Annotated in this window: 10 protein-coding genes; 3 read left to right on the top strand and 7 right to left on the bottom strand. The window is 75.5% G+C overall.

Translation table 11 applies throughout. The annotated features are described in order from the left end of the window. Positions 1 to 3: 3 nt before the first annotated feature. From ABZ801_RS13780 to ABZ801_RS13760, 5 genes are all read right to left on the bottom strand, one after another. Positions 4 to 1,449: a GMC family oxidoreductase gene (locus ABZ801_RS13780; protein ID WP_360697249.1), complete on the bottom strand. Its 1,446-nt coding sequence runs from the start codon at positions 1,447 to 1,449 to the stop codon at positions 4 to 6. Next, positions 1,446 to 1,835 carry a hypothetical protein gene (locus tag ABZ801_RS13775; RefSeq protein WP_360697246.1) on the bottom strand — a complete coding sequence of 130 codons (390 nt, stop codon included), beginning with the start codon at positions 1,833 to 1,835 and terminating at the stop codon, positions 1,446 to 1,448. Before ABZ801_RS13775 ends, ABZ801_RS13780 begins: the two co-directional genes overlap by 4 nt. Before the next feature lie 75 nt (positions 1,836 to 1,910). Further along, positions 1,911 to 5,225: a BTAD domain-containing putative transcriptional regulator gene (locus ABZ801_RS13770; RefSeq protein WP_360697243.1), complete on the bottom strand. Its 3,315-nt coding sequence runs from the start codon at positions 5,223 to 5,225 to the stop codon at positions 1,911 to 1,913. A 211-nt stretch (positions 5,226 to 5,436) separates the two neighbouring features. Then, complete coding sequence (locus ABZ801_RS13765; protein ID WP_360697240.1) at positions 5,437 to 7,095, bottom strand: thiamine pyrophosphate-binding protein; 1,659 nt, start codon at positions 7,093 to 7,095, stop codon at positions 5,437 to 5,439. Further along, complete coding sequence (locus ABZ801_RS13760) at positions 7,086 to 7,937, bottom strand: SAM-dependent methyltransferase (RefSeq protein WP_360697237.1); 852 nt, start codon at positions 7,935 to 7,937, stop codon at positions 7,086 to 7,088. The genes ABZ801_RS13765 and ABZ801_RS13760 overlap by 10 nt, the downstream gene beginning before the upstream one ends. Before the next feature lie 301 nt (positions 7,938 to 8,238). Between ABZ801_RS13760 and ABZ801_RS13755 the strand changes: the two genes are divergently transcribed. Continuing rightward, complete coding sequence (locus ABZ801_RS13755) at positions 8,239 to 9,006, top strand: peptidoglycan recognition family protein (RefSeq protein ID WP_360697234.1); 768 nt, start codon at positions 8,239 to 8,241, stop codon at positions 9,004 to 9,006. 74 nt (positions 9,007 to 9,080) lie between these two features. Continuing rightward, complete coding sequence (locus tag ABZ801_RS13750; RefSeq protein WP_360697231.1) at positions 9,081 to 10,517, top strand: aldehyde dehydrogenase family protein; 1,437 nt, start codon at positions 9,081 to 9,083, stop codon at positions 10,515 to 10,517. A gap of 42 nt (positions 10,518 to 10,559) precedes the next feature. Here the strand turns inward: ABZ801_RS13750 and ABZ801_RS13745 are convergent, their stop codons facing one another. Together ABZ801_RS13745 and ABZ801_RS13740 are read right to left on the bottom strand one after the other, a co-directional pair. Continuing rightward, a complete protein-coding gene (locus ABZ801_RS13745; RefSeq protein ID WP_360697228.1) occupies positions 10,560 to 13,082 on the bottom strand; it encodes an ATP-dependent Clp protease ATP-binding subunit in 2,523 nt (840 codons plus the stop codon). Between the two features lie 115 nt (positions 13,083 to 13,197). Continuing rightward, positions 13,198 to 14,481, bottom strand: a complete 1,284-nt coding sequence (locus ABZ801_RS13740; protein ID WP_360697226.1) for an erythromycin esterase family protein — start codon at positions 14,479 to 14,481, stop codon at positions 13,198 to 13,200. A gap of 444 nt (positions 14,482 to 14,925) precedes the next feature. On the opposite strand from ABZ801_RS13740, the gene ABZ801_RS13735 reads away from it, so the two are divergent. Continuing rightward, a complete protein-coding gene (locus ABZ801_RS13735) occupies positions 14,926 to 15,762 on the top strand; it encodes an SAM-dependent methyltransferase (RefSeq protein ID WP_360697223.1) in 837 nt (278 codons plus the stop codon). Positions 15,763 to 15,779: the final 17 nt, after the last annotated feature.

Below are 15,779 nucleotides of genomic sequence, written 5' to 3'. Positions count from 1 at the left end.
GGGTCAGCGGGCCAGGTGGGCGGCCAGGCGTTCGGCCAGGGCCATGATGGTCAGCGACGGGTTGTAGGTGAGCGTGCGCGGGATCACCGACGCGTCACCGAGGTAGAGGCCGTCGACGTCCCACATCCTCTGGTTCGCGTCGCACACCGACCGCCGCGGGTCCGAGCCCATGCGGCAGCTTCCCTGCACATGCGAGGTGATGTAGCCGGTCGAGACCACCTCGCGGGCGCCCGCCTCGCGCAGCACCCGCTCGCAGAACTCGTGGGCGCGGTCCAGGCGCGCCTGGTCCTCCTCGGGGATCGGCACGCTGATCCGCCCGGTGAGGTCGCCGGTCTCCTCCACCACGCCGGTGTTGGAGTCGTTGGTCATCATCATCAGCGCGGTCATGTGGCGGAACCGGCGCATGACCGACGCCAGCCGCTCGCCCCACAGCGGACGGCCGTGCTCGTCCACCAGGTTGGACGCCAGCCCGACCGGGTCCAGGATGGTGGTGGCCTCCACGATGAACCCGCCGTCCTCGTCGCGGGCGAAGTCGCGGCAGTGCGCGGTCAGCGGGTACACCACGTGGGTGTCCATGACGTCGTCGAACACGCCGTGCACCATGCGGGCGGTGTGGGTGCCGAGGTTGCGGCCGATCAGCCGGGCGCTCGGGGTGTCCAGCGCGGCCAGGCCGGAGCGCTGCAGCAGCTGCGGGGTGACCAGGGAGCCGGCGGCGAGCACCACCACGTCCGCGTCCAGCTCGTGGGCGCCGTCGGCGTCCACGTAGTCGACGCCCGCGACGCGGCGGTCCGTCCCCTCGCCGGTGACGCGGACGCGGCCGACGAGCGTGCCGGGCCGCACGTCCAGCCTGCCGGTGAGCATCGCCGGGTGGATGTAGCGGTTGAGGGCCGAGCCGCCCGCGTTGGTGGGGCAGCCCGCCGTGCACGAGCCGATGCTCTCGCAGTCGGCGTTGGTGTACGAGGTGACCGGCTCCAGGGAGGCGCCCACGGCCCTGAAGCCGCGTTCGACGGTGCGCACGCTGTGCGTCCAGTCGGTGCGGGGCCGCACGCCCATCCGCTGCTCGACCAGCTCGTACCAGGGGTCCAGGTCGGCGGCGGAGAACGGCTCGCCGCGCTCGTTGACCAGGCCACTGGCCGCGTGCCACTTGGCGTGGTCCTGCGCGACGGCACGCATGCCGATCTTGGTGTTGATGAGGGTGGAGCCGCCCACGCCGCGGCCGGACACCATGACGACGGGACGCGACCCGTCCGGCGCGGTCATGCCGAACCGCGGCGGGTTCCACAGCAGCCGCGCGGCGCGCAGCTCGAACCGGTCGTGCGTGCTCGCCGGGTGGTAGCCGCCCGACTCCAACAGCACCACGCGGCGTCCCTCCTCGGCCAGCCGGGACGCGACGACGCCGCCCCCGGCACCCGACCCGACGACGACGATCTCGGCGTGCTCGCGGCTCATCCGGCCTCCCGGTGGCAGGCGAGGAACGACCAGTCCTGCTTGGACATCGCGACGATCGGCGCCGCGCCGAACCCGGTCGCGTCCCATCCGGACGGGCCGTCGTAGCCGGGGCGCCGGAAGTCGCCGTAGTACGCCTCGATCGCCAGCGCCCGCAGCATCTGGAAGGCCGGGCGGGACGCCAGCTCCTCGTAGGGGGCTCCCCCGGCGCGCGCGGCGGCGACCTCCTCGATCGCCGCCACCACGGCGGCGCGGCGCGGCTCGGGCGCGTCGGCGACCAGCGAGTCGACGTAGACGGCCGGGCCGGTCGCCCGCGACCCCGGCACGACCGCCTCGCACAGGTCCGCGAGCGCGGTGAACTGCTTCTCCGTCAGGCTGAACAATCTCATAGGCGCGACCTCTTCATCGGGGTTCGTCAGCGGGGCGGACGTTCAGGGGCGTTCGCGAGCTTTCAGGCGCGGCGTTCAAGGGCAGCGTTCGGCGACGGCGGCCACCACGCCGCGCGCCACGGCCTCGGGGGCGGCGCCCGCCTGCAGCGGCCCGGGAGCGGGCAGCAGGGTGCGGATGCGTGCGATGTCGGCCTCGGCCGGCGGGCAGCGCCGGCCGCCGCAGCGCTCCCACAGCTCGTCGGCGAGCATGAGCCGCCGGGACGCGTCGGGCCCGTCCGGGTCCATCAGGGCCATCGAGTCCAGGACGAGCGCAGCGGCGCGGCGGTCGCCGCAGGGGGCGGCCAGCCGCGCGGCCTCGGCGAGCGCCTCCAGCACCCGCTCCGGGACGGGACCGCGCGCCGCGTCCTCGGCGGAGCGCGACAGCAGCACGGCGCGGCGGCACAGGCTCTCGACGGCGTACACGGTCAAGCCCGCGACGCGCAGCAGCCGCGCCGCCTCCCGGTACGTCCCGGCCGCCTCCGCCGTCGCGCCGCCTCCCGTGCCCGCAAGGTCGGCGATCATCGCCCTGCCCTGCGTCACCCAGGCGGCGGCCTCCGCGCCGGCGTGCCACCACCGCATCCGCGCCACCGCCGCCAGGTGCGCCTCCGCGGCGGGCTGGTCGCCGCGCAGCAGCCGCAGCCGCGCCAGCCAGCCCAGCAGCGGCGCGGCGGCCTCGCCGAGGTCCAGCCCGCGCACCAGGGCCAGCGCGGACTCGGCCGCCTCCTCGGCGCGGCCCAGGTCGCCGGTCGCGTCGTACATGCGGCTCAGCCAGATCAGCGAGCGGTGCTCGCCCCAGGCGTCCCCGGCGGCGCGGTAGTGCCGGACGCCGGCGCGCAGCCGCGGCTCGGCCTCGCGGAACTCGCCGCGCAGCACGTGCCCGATGCCGGCGACCGTGGTCGAGCAGCCCAGCAGCCACGGGTCGCCCAGCTCGTCCGACAGCCGGAGCGACTCGCCGATCCAGGCGTCACCCTCCGCGGGCGCCTCGATGCGGTAGCAGGCGTAGGCCGTCACCAGGGCGCACAGCGCGTACTCCGGTTCGCCGGTCATCCCCAGTTCCCGCAGGATGGCGCGGGCCTCGCGGCCGTGCTCGGCGGCCGCGCGGGCGTCCTCGTCGTTCCGCACGGTGCCGGTGGCGCCGAGGTGGCACGACCAGATCAGGGCGCGGGCGCGGTGCAGCGGGTCCTGCTCGGCCGGGCGGACCCGCAGGGCGCGCAGCACGCCCGCCCAGCCGAAGACGCGTTCGCCGCGTATCCACAGGTACCAGCCGAGGGCGGCGACCAGCCGCAGCGCGAGCTCGTGGCGTCCGGTGCGGCAGCAGAAGTCGAAGGCGGCGCGCAGGTTGTCGTCCTCGCGTTCCAGCAGGCGGAAGGCGCGGGCCTGTCCCGCCGACCGCAGCGCGGGGGCCTGCTGCTCGGCGAGCCGGACGTACAGCTCGGCGTGGTGGTGGGCGGTGTCGTCGGCGCGGCCGCGCTCGGCCAGCCGGGCGGCGGCGTACTCGCGCAGCGTCTCCAGCATGCGGTAGCGCATCGCGCCGTCGTCGCCGGGCAGCGCCTGCAGCAGCGACTTGTCGACCAGGCGCAGCACCAGGTCGGTCATGGTGGGCGGGCACACGCCCAGGCCCACGCCCAGCCGCTGGGCGGCGTCGAGCCGGAACCCGCCGCGGAACGCCGACAGGTAGGCGAACACCTCGCGGGCCTGCTCGTCCAGCAGTTCGTGGCTCCAGTCGACGGCGGCCTCCAGGGTGCGGTGCCGCGCGGTGGTGCGGGCACCGCCCGCCAGCAGCCGGAACCGGTCGGCCAGCAGCTCGGCGATCTGGCGCGGGGTGAGGGCCCGCACCCGCGCGGCGGCCAGCTCGATCGCCAGCGGCAGGCCGTCCAGGCGGCGGCAGATCGAGGCGACGTCGGGGCACATGTCCGGGGTGAGGGCGAAGCCGGAGTCGGCGGCGCGGGCGCGGTCGACGAACAGCCGCACCGCCGCGTACCGCAGCACCGCCTCGGGGTCGGCGGCGTCGGGGTCGTCCGCGGGCGGAACGGCCAGCGGGCCGACGGGCATGGCGGTCTCGCCGGACACGCCGAGCGCCTCGCGGCCGGTGGCCAGCAGGACGGTGCCCTCGGTGCGGGTCAGCAGCGTGTACGCCAGCTCGGCGGCGTCGTCGAGCAGGTGGTCGCAGTTGTCCAGGACGAACAGCACCCGCCGCCCGGTGAGCGCGGCCACCAGCGCCGCGTCCGACGGGCCGCGCCCCGGCGGCCCGTAGGAGGCGCCCGTGGCCAGCTGCAGCGCCGCCAGCAGGGCGTGCGCCAGGTCGTCTCCGGCCCGGCGGGCGGACAGGTCGACGACGAACGCGCCGTCGGCGCGGATCGGGTCGGCGTCGGCGTCCAGCGCCCGCAGGGTTTCCAGGGCCAGCCGCGTCTTGCCCGCGCCGCCCGGGCCGACCAGCGTCACCATGCGGCCGCGCGCCAGCAGCCCGCGCAGGCGGCCGAGTTCGCTCTCACGGCCGACGAACGAGGTGACCGGCGCCCACGGCTGCGGCCGCACGCCCGTCGCGGCGCCGGCGTCGCGCGGCCCCGGACGGCCGGCCGTGGGCGGCTGCGTGAGCGCGGGATCGGCCGCGAGGATCTGCTGGTGCAGCCCCCGCAGCGCCGGCCCCGGTTCCACGCCCAGCTCCTCGACCAGGACGCGGCGCAGGTCCTGGTAGGTCTCCAGCGCGTCGACCCGGCGTCCCGCCCGGTACAGCGCCAGCATGAGCCGCCCGCGCAGCCCCTCGCGCAGCGGGTGGGCGGCGACCAGGGTCTCCAGCCTGCTGACGACGGCGTCGTGGCGGCCGCGCCGCAGCTCGGCCTCGGCCTGCGCCTCCAGCGCCTGCAGGTGGCAGGCCTCCAGCCGCGCCGCCTCGGTCTCCACGGCCGGTGTGGGCGGGACGTCGGCGAACGGGGTGCCGCGCCACAGGTCGAGCGCCTCGCCCAGCCGGACGGCGGCGGCGTCGGCGTCCCCGGCGGCCAGGTGCCCGCGGCCCTCCTCGATCAGCCGCTCGAAGACCTGCGCGTCGAACTCGGCGGCGCCCACGACGAGCCGGTAGCCGTACGCCTGGTAGCCGCGCATGTGCGTGACGAGCGTGCGCCCGGACTCGTCGCCGAGCGCGCGCCGCAGCCGGGACACGTACCCCTGCAGCACCTTGCCCGCGCTGCGCGGCGGCTTCTCGCCCCACAGTTCCCCGACGAGCCGTTCGGTGGGGACGACCTGGCCGGCATGGCACAGCAGAACCGCCAGCAGCATTCGCCACTTGGCCGGGCCGAGCGCATTCCACCGGTCGCCTTCGCGCAGTTCGAGCGCACCGAGCACGCGGTATCGCATGCCATCACGCTCCGCACCGGTCCTGAGCCGCAGATCCCATGGTGGGAACGAGCCTTCCAGATCTTCGGCGGCCGGTGCGGCGGGACGCCGGAAACCGCGTTGATGGGAACGTGCCAAGGAATTTCCCGGCCGGAATGGCGGCCATTTACCAGGCGTTCCGCTCGTCCGACCGAAACAGGTCAACCCGTTCCGCGGACGGGTTCCGCCGGATTCAGTGTTCGCCGCGGAACGCCTCCTCCAGCCAGTCCGCGACCAGGTCCGGGGTGATCTTGGCGTCGGCGACGAACACGCCGGGCGCGCCCTCGGCCACCCACCGGCGGACCGGCGCCAGGTCGTCGAGCGTGCGGACCACCGCGCCGCGCGCGCCGTGCCCGCGGGCGACGGCGGCGATGTCGCGGTCGGGGAACTCCACCAGCGCCGTCGGATGCCCCATGGGCCCGAAGTGGTGCACCTCCGCCGAGTACGCCGCGTCGTCGTACACCAGCACGAACAGGCGCAGGCCGAGCCGGACCGCGGTCTCCAGGTCGGCCAGGCCCATCCAGAAGCCGCCGTCGCCGAGCGCCGCCACCGCCAGCCGGTCGGGCCGCGCCACGGCCGCGCCGATCGCGGAGGCCAGGCCGAGCCCGATCGACTGGAAGGCCTGGGTGAACACCCATCCGCGTTCGTCGGGCACGCCCAGGTGCCGGGCCGGCCAGCCCATGAAGTGGCCGGAGTCCAGGGCGACGACGCGTTCGGCGGGCAGGATCTCGTCGACGGCCTTGGTGAGGGTGCGCGGGTCGATGTGCCGGCCGGTGGAGGTGTCGGTGTACGGGGCGGCGTCGTTGGAGCCCTCGGCGATCGTCCGCGCGGTGGCGTCGCCGCGGACCCCGGCGGGACGGTGCCCGCGGGCGCGCAGTTCCCCGGCCAGCGCGGTGGCCGTGGCGCGGGCGTCCCCGAGCACGGGCAGGTCGACCGGACGCTGCCGGCCCAGCCGGTCGCGCTCCACGTCGACCTGCGCGACGGTGGCGTCCTCGCCGATCAGCGCGCCGTGCCGGGTCGTCCACTGCGTGAACGACACCCCGAAGCCGAGCAGCAGGTCGCTGCGGCGGATCAGGTCGGCCGCGGCGGGCGAGGAGAACCCGCCCGCGATCCCCAGCGCCCAGGGGTGACCGGCGAACATGCCGTGCGCGCACGCCGAGGTGGCCAGCAGCGCGCCGGTCGCGTCGGCCAGGTCGACGAGCGCGTCGCGGGCGCCGGACACCAGCGCGCCGCGTCCGGCGATCACCAGCGGGCGGCGGGCCCGCGCCACCGCGTCGGCCAGCGCCTCGATCCGGTCGGGGGACGGGTGGGGCACCCCGGCCGGCTCGAGGCGGGCGGGCGGCGCGGCGGGCGCGGACGCGGCGGCGGCCTGGACGTCCAGCGGCATGTTGAGCACGACGGTGCGGCGCTCGGCGAGGGCCCGCCGCGCGGCGCGCTCGGCGTCGGCCGGGGCGGTCGCGGGCGAGAACAGCCGTTCGGCCACCGCGCCGACGGCGGTGACCAGGCCGGCCTGGTCGATGTGGAAGTTGGAGCGCAGCGCGCCGTTGGCGGTGTCCCCGGCCAGCACCAGCAGCGGGGTGCGGCTCTTGGCGGCCTCGGCCACGCCGTTGACCGCGTTGGCCAGGCCCGGCCCGGGGTGCACGCTGACCAGCGTCAGCTCCCCGGTCAGCCGGGCGTAGGCGTCGGCCATGGTCACCGCGTTGGTCTCGTGGCGGGCCGCGACGAACCGCACCCCCGCCTCGGCCAGCGCGTTGGTCACGTGGAAGTTGCCGGACCCGACCACGCCGAAGCAGCGGCGCGCGCCGAGCCCGGCCAGCACCCGTCCCACGGCGGTCGCGATCGTCATGTCCATCGCGTTCCCGTCCTCGTGCACGCCATACCGCCGTAGCCGCACACCCGCGTGCCGCCCGCGGTCGCCGGGGCGGCCGCGCCCCGGCGGCGCCGTCCCACCGGCAGCCGGGTCAGGCCGGGCTCCAGCAGGTCCAGACCGGCGAACAGGCCGCGGATCTCCTCGCGGCCGCGCGGGAACATCGCGATGTCGTGGCGCCGCATCGACGCCGCCAGCGTGCGGCGGCCGCCGGGACCGCCGAGGTCGTCGGAGAAGTGGGAGAGGACCAGGTGGCTGCCGGGGGCGAGCCGGGCGGCCAGCTCGGCGACGATCCCGGCGGGGTCGTCGGCGTCGGCGATGTAGTCCAGCACGAACAGCAGCAGGACCGCGACCGGCCGGTCCAGGTCGATCAGCCGCCGCAGCTCGTCGCGTTCCAGCAGCGCGGCGGGGTCGCGCAGGTCGGCCTCGACCATCGCGGCGGCGCCGTCCACGGCCAGCAGCGCCCGGCCGTGGCAGGCCACCACCGGGTCGTTGTCGACGTAGGCGACGCGCGCGTCCGGGTTCACCGACCTGGCGACCTCGTAGACGCTGGGGCAGGCGGGCAGGCCGGCGCCGAGGTCGAGGAACTGGGCGACGCCGCGGCCGGCCAGGCACCGCACCGACCGTTCCATGAACCCGCGGTTGGCCAGGGCGACGTCGCGCAACCGCGGCGCCACCGCCAGGATCCGCTCGGCCTCCTCGCGGTCGGCGGCGTAGTGGTCCTTGCCGCCCAGCCAGTAGGCGTGGACGCGCGCCGGATTCGGCCGGCACATGTCCGTGGGTGGACGGTCCACGAGCCCGGCCGCCGCCGTGCTGAATGAAGACATTCCCCTCGTCGCTTCTCCTCGGCTCCTGGCATCGTCGTCCGGACGACGATGACCGCAAGCTTTACTGAGGTCAGGCGAGCGGCGGTATAGCGCCGGTAGAGTCACGCCCCGGTAGAAAGCGCGACGGCCGCGTCCCGCGCGGCGTATGGGCAAACCCGCTTTTCTTCGAATGCTCACCCTGGTCACAAACGGTTCATTTAACAGGGGCCCCTCGGGCCCCTTCTGACCGACGGGTTTCTGGGTTACCGTCCCCGCAAGGTCATCTTCGACCGGCCGATCGACTCGCGAGGAGCCCCCGCTCATGTCCGAAGTCATCCGCCTGGACCGTCGCACCATGCTCAAGGGAGCCGCCACGGTGGCCGGCGGGGCCCTGCTCGGCGCCGCGCCCGTGCTGCCGTCGGCCGCCCTCGCGGCCCCCCGCGTCTACACCCGCGCCGAGTGGAGCGCCCGCGCTCCGCGCCGCGCCGCGACCGTGCTGGACCGCGCCCCCGACCACATCGTCGTCCACCACACCGCCACGGCCAACTCCACCGACTACTCGCTGGCCGCGGCGTTCGCGCTGTCACGGTCGATCCAGAACTTCCACATGGACTCCAACGGCTGGGACGACACCGGGCAGCAGCTCACCATCAGCCGCGGCGGTCATCTGATGGAGGGACGCAACCGCAGCCTCGCGGCCGTCCAGGCGGGCGACCACGTCGTCGGCGCGCACACCGCCAGCCACAACGACCACACGATCGGGATCGAGAACGAGGGCCTCTACATGACCGTGCAGCCCACGGCCGCCCTCTGGGTCCGGTTGGTCGAGACGTGCGCGTGGCTGTGCGACGTGTACGGCCTGAACCCCTACACCGCGATCGTCGGGCACCGCGACTACAACGCCACCGCCTGCCCCGGCGACGTGCTGTACGCGATGCTGCCCCGCCTCCGCGACGAGGTGGCCGGCTTCCTGGGCGCGGAGCGCCGGCGCCAGGTGTTCACCGAGCGCAGGCGCAGCGGGCTGCCCGGCCCCCGTTTCCGCTTCGACCACGGCCCGGCCCTGGGCCCCGGGGATCCCAACCGCGGCTGATCTCCGCGAATCACGGACGTTCGGCCGGGTAGGCACCTGCGGTCGGCCGACGACCGTGATGGGGAGGAACAGCGTTGCGACCGCACGACAGGTGGATGCTCGTGGACGGGCGGTGGAGCCGGGGCCGTGCGCGGGAGGCGTTCGAGGTCCGCGATCCGGCGACCGGGGACGCGCTGGGCACGGTTCCGGTGGGGACCGCGGCGGACGTGGACGAGGCGGTCGCCGCGGCGGTCGCGGCGGCGCCCGGGTGGGCCGCCGCACCCGCCGCCGAACGCGGGGCGGCGCTGCACGCGGCCGCGCGGGCGGTGGACGAGCACGCCGACGAGCTGGCCCGGCTCACCACGGCCGAGATGGGCAAGCCGGCCGGCGACGCGCGCGGCGGCGTCGAGGCGGGCGCGGGAACGCTGCGGCAGTACGCCGAGCTGGGTCCGCTGCACGGCGCCCGCAGCCTGCAGGGCGGCCGGGACGCGGCCGACTTCATGGTGCGCGAGCCGTACGGGACGGTCGCGGTGATCACCCCGTGGAACGACCCGGTGGCGATCGCGTGCGGGCTGCTCGGCGCGGCGCTGGCGACCGGCAACACCGTCGTGCACAAGCCGTCCGAGCGCACCCCGCACACCGGCGCGCTGCTGGCCGAGCTGCTGGCCGGGTGCCTGCCGGACGGCGTGCTCAACGTCGTCAGCGGCGACGCGAGCACGGGCGCGGCGCTGGCCGGGCATCCGGGCGTCGACGTCGTCGCGCACGTCGGGTCGTCGGCGACCGGCCGCCGCATCGCCGGGCTGGCCGCCCGCAACGGGGCCAGGGCGCTGCTGGAGAACGGCGGCTGCGACCCGCTGATCGTCGACGCGGGCGTGGACCCGCGGTGGGCGGCCGAGCAGGCGGCCACCGGCTGCTTCGCCAACGCCGGGCAGATCTGCACGTCGGTCGAACGGGTGTACGCGCACCGGGACGTCGCCGAGGAGTTCCTCGCGGCGCTGGCCGAGCGGGCGCGCGGGCTGCGCACCGGGCCGGGCGCGGACCCGGCCACCGGACTGGGGCCGCTGGTCGACGCGCGGCACCGCGCGCAGGTGCACGAGCACGTCGAGAAGGCCGTCGCCGAGGGCGCCCGGCTGCTGGCGGGCGGGCGGATCCCCGACGGGCCCGGCTGCTTCTACCCGGCGACCGTGCTGGCCGGCTGCACCGACGACATGGCGGTCATGGCCGAGGAGACGTTCGGCCCGGTCGCGCCGGTGCGCACGGTGGGGTCGTTCGACGAGGCCCTGGACGAGGCGTGCCGCTCCCGGTACGGGCTGGCCGCCACGGTGCTGACCACGGACATGGCGCACGCGCAGCGCGCCTGGCGGGCGCTGCCGGTCGGCACCGTGAAGATCAACGCGGTGTTCGGCGGGGCGCCCGGCGGGTCGGCCACGCCGCGCCGGGCCAGCGGCCGGGGGTTCGGCTACGGGCCCGACCTGCTGGACGAGATGACCGCCGTCAAGGTCGTGCACCTCCAGAGCGTCACCGGCGGGTGAGGCGGCCGCGGCCCGGACGCCCGAGGTCCCGCAGACCGCGGCTCAGACGCCCGCGGTCTGCGGGACTTCGGTGTCGAAGGACAGGCGGCCGTCGGCCACCCGGACCCGCACGTGCTGCCCGGAGTGCAGCCGCCCGTCCAGCAGCATCGTCGACAGCGGGTTGTCGACCTCGCGCTGGATGGTGCGGCGCAGCGGGCGGGCGCCGAACTCGGGCTGGAAACCGCGCTCGGCCAGCCAGTCCACCGCCTCGGTGGTGAACTCGACGGTGACGTCCTGGGCGTGCAGGCGGCGCCGGGTCTCCTCCAGCAGCAGGTCGGTGATCTGCCGCAGCTGCTCGGCGCCGAGCCGGCGGAACACGATGATCTCGTCGATGCGGTTGAGGAACTCCGGCCGCAGCGACTCGCGCAGCCGCCGCATGACCCGCTCGCGCAGCGCGGCGTCCACGGCCCCGGACTCGGTGGTGAAGCCGACGCCCCCGCCGCCCCCGGTGATCAGTTCCGAGCCGAGGTTGCTCGTCATGATCACGATGGTGTTCTTGAAGTCGACGGTGCGGCCCTGCGCGTCGGTCAGCCGCCCGTCGTCCAGCACCTGCAGCAGCACGTTGAACACGTCCTGGTGGGCCTTCTCGATCTCGTCGAGCAGGACCACCGCGTACGGGGTGCGCCGCACCGCGTCGGTGAGCTGCCCGGCCTCCTCGTAGCCGACGTAGCCGGGCGGGGCGCCCATCAGGCGGCTGACGGTGTGCCGCTCCTGGAACTCGCTCATGTCGAAGCGGATCATCCGGTCGGACGATCCGAACAGCGCCTCGGCCAGCGCGCGGGCCAGCTCGGTCTTGCCCACCCCGGTCGGGCCGAGGAACAGGAAGCTGCCGATCGGCCGGTTCGGGTCGGCCAGGCCGGACCGCGAGCGCCGCACCGCCTCGGCGACGGCCGTGACCGCCTCGTCCTGCCCGATCACGCGCCGGCGCAGGTGCTCCTCCAGCCGCAGCAGCCGCTCGCGCTCCTCCTCGGTGAGCTGGGAGACCGGGACGCCGGTGGTGCGCGAGACGATCTCGGCGATGTCGACCTCGGTGACCTCGGGGACGGCGTGCGGGTCGGTGCCGCGCTGCTGCGCCTGGCCCACCCGCCGCTCCAGGTCCTGGATCTCGTCGCGCAGCGCCGAGGCGCGTTCGTACTGCTCGGCGGCGACGGCGTGGTCCTTCTCCCGGCGGCGGCGCTCCAGCTCCTGCTCCAGCTGCCGCACGTCGGCGGCCGGGGTGCGCACCCGCAGCCGCACCCGCGCGCCCGCCTGGTCCACCAGGTCGATCGCCTTGTCGGGCAGGAACCGGTCGGTGATGTAGCGGTCGGCCAGCCGGGCGGCGGCCACCAGCGCCTCGTCGGTGAAGCGCACCTGGTGGTGGGCCTCGTAGCGGTCGCGCAGGCCGCGCAGGATCTCGATGGTGTCCTCGACGGACGGCTCGGGCACCAGGATCGGCTGGAACCGCCGCTCCAGCGCCGCGTCCTTCTCCACCTGCTTGCGGTACTCGTCGATCGTGGTCGCGCCGATGATGTGCAGCTCGCCGCGGGCCAGCGCGGGCTTGAGCATGTTCCCGGCGTTCATCGCGCCCTCGGCGCCGCCCGCGCCGACCACGGTGTGCATCTCGTCGATGAACACGATCAGGTCGCCCGAGTGCTCGCGGATCTCGTCGATGATCTTCTTGAGGCGTTCCTCGAAGTCGCCCCGGTAGCGGGTGCCGGCCACCACGCCTGCCATGTCGAGCTGGACGACCCGGGTGGCGCGCAGCGTCTCGGGCACCTCGCCGTCGGCGACGCGCTGGGCGATGCCCTCCACGATCGCGGTCTTGCCGACGCCGGGGTCGCCGATCAGCACCGGGTTGTTCTTGGTGCGGCGCGACAGCACCTCGATCGTCTGCTCGATCTGCTCGTCGCGGCCCACCACGGGGTCGATGGCGCCCTCCCGCGCCATCGCGGTCAGGTCGCGGCCGAACTCGTCCAGCGTCGGCGTGCCGGTGGGCGGCGGTGCGCCCTGCCCGCCCGGACCGCCCCCGGAGCCCGCCTCCTGGAGCGTCTCGGGCGTCAGCCGCACCCTGGCCAGGATGCGTCCCGCGGGCGACTCGGGATTCAACGGCAACGCGTACAACAGGTGCTCGGGGCTGATGTAGGACGCGCCGAGGGCCCGGGAGATCTGGTGGGCGTCCAGCAGCGCGCGCTTGCCCGCGGGCGTCAGCACGGGCGGCGTGTCACGGGGCTGGCCGCGCGACACCTCGGACTCGACCGCGCGGGCGATGGTGTCCGGTTCGGTCCCCGCGCGCTCCAGCAGCCGGCGCGTGGCGTCCTGCCGGGTCAGCGCCCACAGCAGGTGATCGGTGTCCAGGTCGCGGCTCCCCCACTCGGCGGCCTTGGCCGCCGCGTCCCGCACCGCCTCCCGCGCCTCCTCGTTCATCAGCCGCCCGATGTCGATGCGGTGCATCGGCCTGCGGGTGTAACCGGGACCGAAGAAGCGGGCGAAGAAGTCCTCGAACGGATCGGAGCCGAACGCCCCGTGTCCGAACATGTCGCCGGTCATGACGTTCCCCCTCGTCGGTCATAACGGACACTTCCCCGCCCCTGCCCGGAGACGGACAGGCAAAACGACCGTCTCCGGCAGGCCGAAACGGCGGCATCGCAGGGCGGGCGCCGCGTCACACGCCCGTCGGCAGGGTCTCCAGCTCACCGCGCCGGGACGCCTCCAGGTGCAGCGGATCCAGCGCGGAGGTATGGGCGAACCAGCACAGCACGTCGTAGCGTTCGCCGAGGCGGGTTGGGACGTAGTTGCCCAGCTCGTGGTCAGGGTCGTACACCACGCCGATGGCGCGCTGGGTGCGGGTGGCGGTCAGCCACCGGGCGTCGGGCTCGTCGGAGAACACGAACAGGGCGCGGTGCAGGCCCGTGCCGGACAGCAGCGCCTCGACCGAGTCCGAACGCGGCGGCGGCACCCGCATGACCTCCATCGGCGCGCCCCAGCGCGGCGCGGCGACCACCTCGCCGTGCCCGCCCGCGAACCCGGCCAGCACCGTGCCGGCGGTGCCGTGCCGGTCCCGGGCGAGCCGGCCGATGTTGACCAGGCCCGCGCGGCCCATGTCGGTGCCGCGGGCGTCGCCGACATGGGTGTTGTGCGCCCACACCACGGCGCGCGAGCGCGGGCCGTGGAACTCCAGCAGCCGGTCCAGGGTGTCGGCCATGTGCGTGTCGCGCACGTTCCATGACCGCTCCCCACCGCCGATCATGGCGCGGTAGTAGCGTTCGGCGCCCGCGGCGACCTCGGCGTTCTGCCGGGCGTTCAGCTGCTCGGCCGGGTCGACGGCGCGCCCGCCGCCCGCCGGCCGCCGCAGCCGGGTGAGCAGGGCGAGCACCTCGTCCGCGCAGTCCTCGGGCACCAGCCGGGCGTAGGCGCGCGGGTCGTCGCCGTACGGCTCGAAGCACCGGTACGCCTCGCGCGCGGTCGCCAGGTACTCGGGCCGGTGCTCGGCCAGGTGCAGCATGACGGCGCGCAGGGAGTCCCACAGGCTGTAGACGTCGAGCCCGTAGAAGCCGGCGCGCCGCTCGGGCGGCAGGGCGGCGTTGTGCCCGCGCAGCCAGCGGCAGAACGCGACCGTCTCGTGGTTGGCCCACATCCAGGTGGGCCAGCGGCGGTAGGCGTCCAGCGCCGCGTACGGGTCGCCGTCCGCGCCGGGCGCCCCGGTCACGCTGCGGTGGACCCGCCAGCAGTCGGGCCAGTCGCCCTCGACCGCGACGAACGAGAACCCCCGTTCGACGATCAGCCGCCGGGTGAGCGCCGCCCGCCAGGCGTAGTACTCGTGGGTGCCGTGGCTCGCCTCGCCGAGCAGCACGCAGCGCGCGTCCCCGATCCGGTCCAGCACCGGGTCGAGGTCCGCCTCCTCCTCGATCGGCAGGGCCAGCCGCGTCACGTCGTCGATGTCGGGCACGGTGCCCCCTCTCGGCGTACGGTCCGGGTCCCCCTCCGGTTCCCCGTTCGCGGGCGTCGATTCACCTCACGGGCCCCCAGTCGGCGCGCGGGGTCGTGGGGGGCGTCGGGATCGTCGGGGCCGTCCGGCCGGATGCGGTCACCTGTCAATAAGGGGTGGAAGGTCGGTTTTCTCGGGTGAGTCAGGGGATGATCGGTATGCGGCCCTGGGACGGGGAGCGCTCCCCACGTTCCCGCCGGACCCGTCCCACCCGGTCGCCGCCGGCGACACGGTGGGCCGCCCGCCGCCGACGGGGGTCGGCTGTCGAGCCGAGGGTGAGGTGACCATGTTCGACGACGGGTCCACGTCCCATGACGGGGCCACGTACCACGGCGGAGCCGGGGGCCACCACGGGGCGACGTCTCGCGGGCCGGCCAGGTGCCACGACGGACCGGCGGAACGGCGATGAGCGAGCCGGAGACCGCCACCGCGGCGCCGCCGGCGCCCGCGTCCGCACGGTCCAGGCCGTGGGCGACGGCGGGCGAGGCGAACCCGGCGCGGTTCTACGACCTGCTGCTGGGCGGCAAGGACAACTACGCCGCCGACCGCGACCTGGCCGACCTGCTGCTGCGGGTCCAGCCGCACGCCCGCACGGCCGCCCGGGAGAACCGCGCGTTCGTCGGACGGGCCGTGCGCGCGCTGGCCGAGCACGGCGTCGCCCAGTTCGTCGACATCGGCTGCGGCCTGCCGACCGGCGAGAACGTCCACCAGATCGCCCAGCGCCACGTGCCCGGCGCGCGGGTGGTGTACGTCGACCACGACCCGATCGTGCTGTCGCACGCCCGGGCGCTGCTGGCCGACGACGGCAACGTCAGCGTGGTCCGCGCCGACCTGCGCGACCACGACGGGCTGCTGGAGGCGGTGACGGTCGCCGCGCCGCTGGACTGGACCCGCCCCGTCGGCGTGCTGCTGACGAGCGTGCTGCACCACCTCGCCGCCGCCGACCGCCCGCACGAGCTGGCCGCCGGGCTGCGCCGCGCCATGCCGCCGGGCAGCGCCCTGGCGGTCTCCCACCTCACCGCCGACCCGGCGCCCGCCGCGGTGGCCGAGGCCGCGTCGCTGTACGCGGCGGGCTGCGGCACGCCGCTGGTGCCGCGCGGGCGGGCGGAGGTGGCGGCGTTCCTCGACGGCCTGGAGCTGCTGGGGCCGGGCGTGGTGTTCACCTCCGAGTGGCGTCCGGTGGGCCCGGTGCGCCCGCCGGACCAGGCGCTGATGTACGCGGCCGTCGGCCTGCGCGGCTGAGCCGCCCCGGCCCGCTC

The sequence above is a fragment of the Actinomadura sp. NPDC047616 genome, assembly GCF_040642915.1.
GTDB lineage: Bacteria > Actinomycetota > Actinomycetes > Streptosporangiales > Streptosporangiaceae > Spirillospora > Spirillospora miaoliensis.
This window is presented reverse-complemented; position numbering and strand designations above follow the sequence as displayed.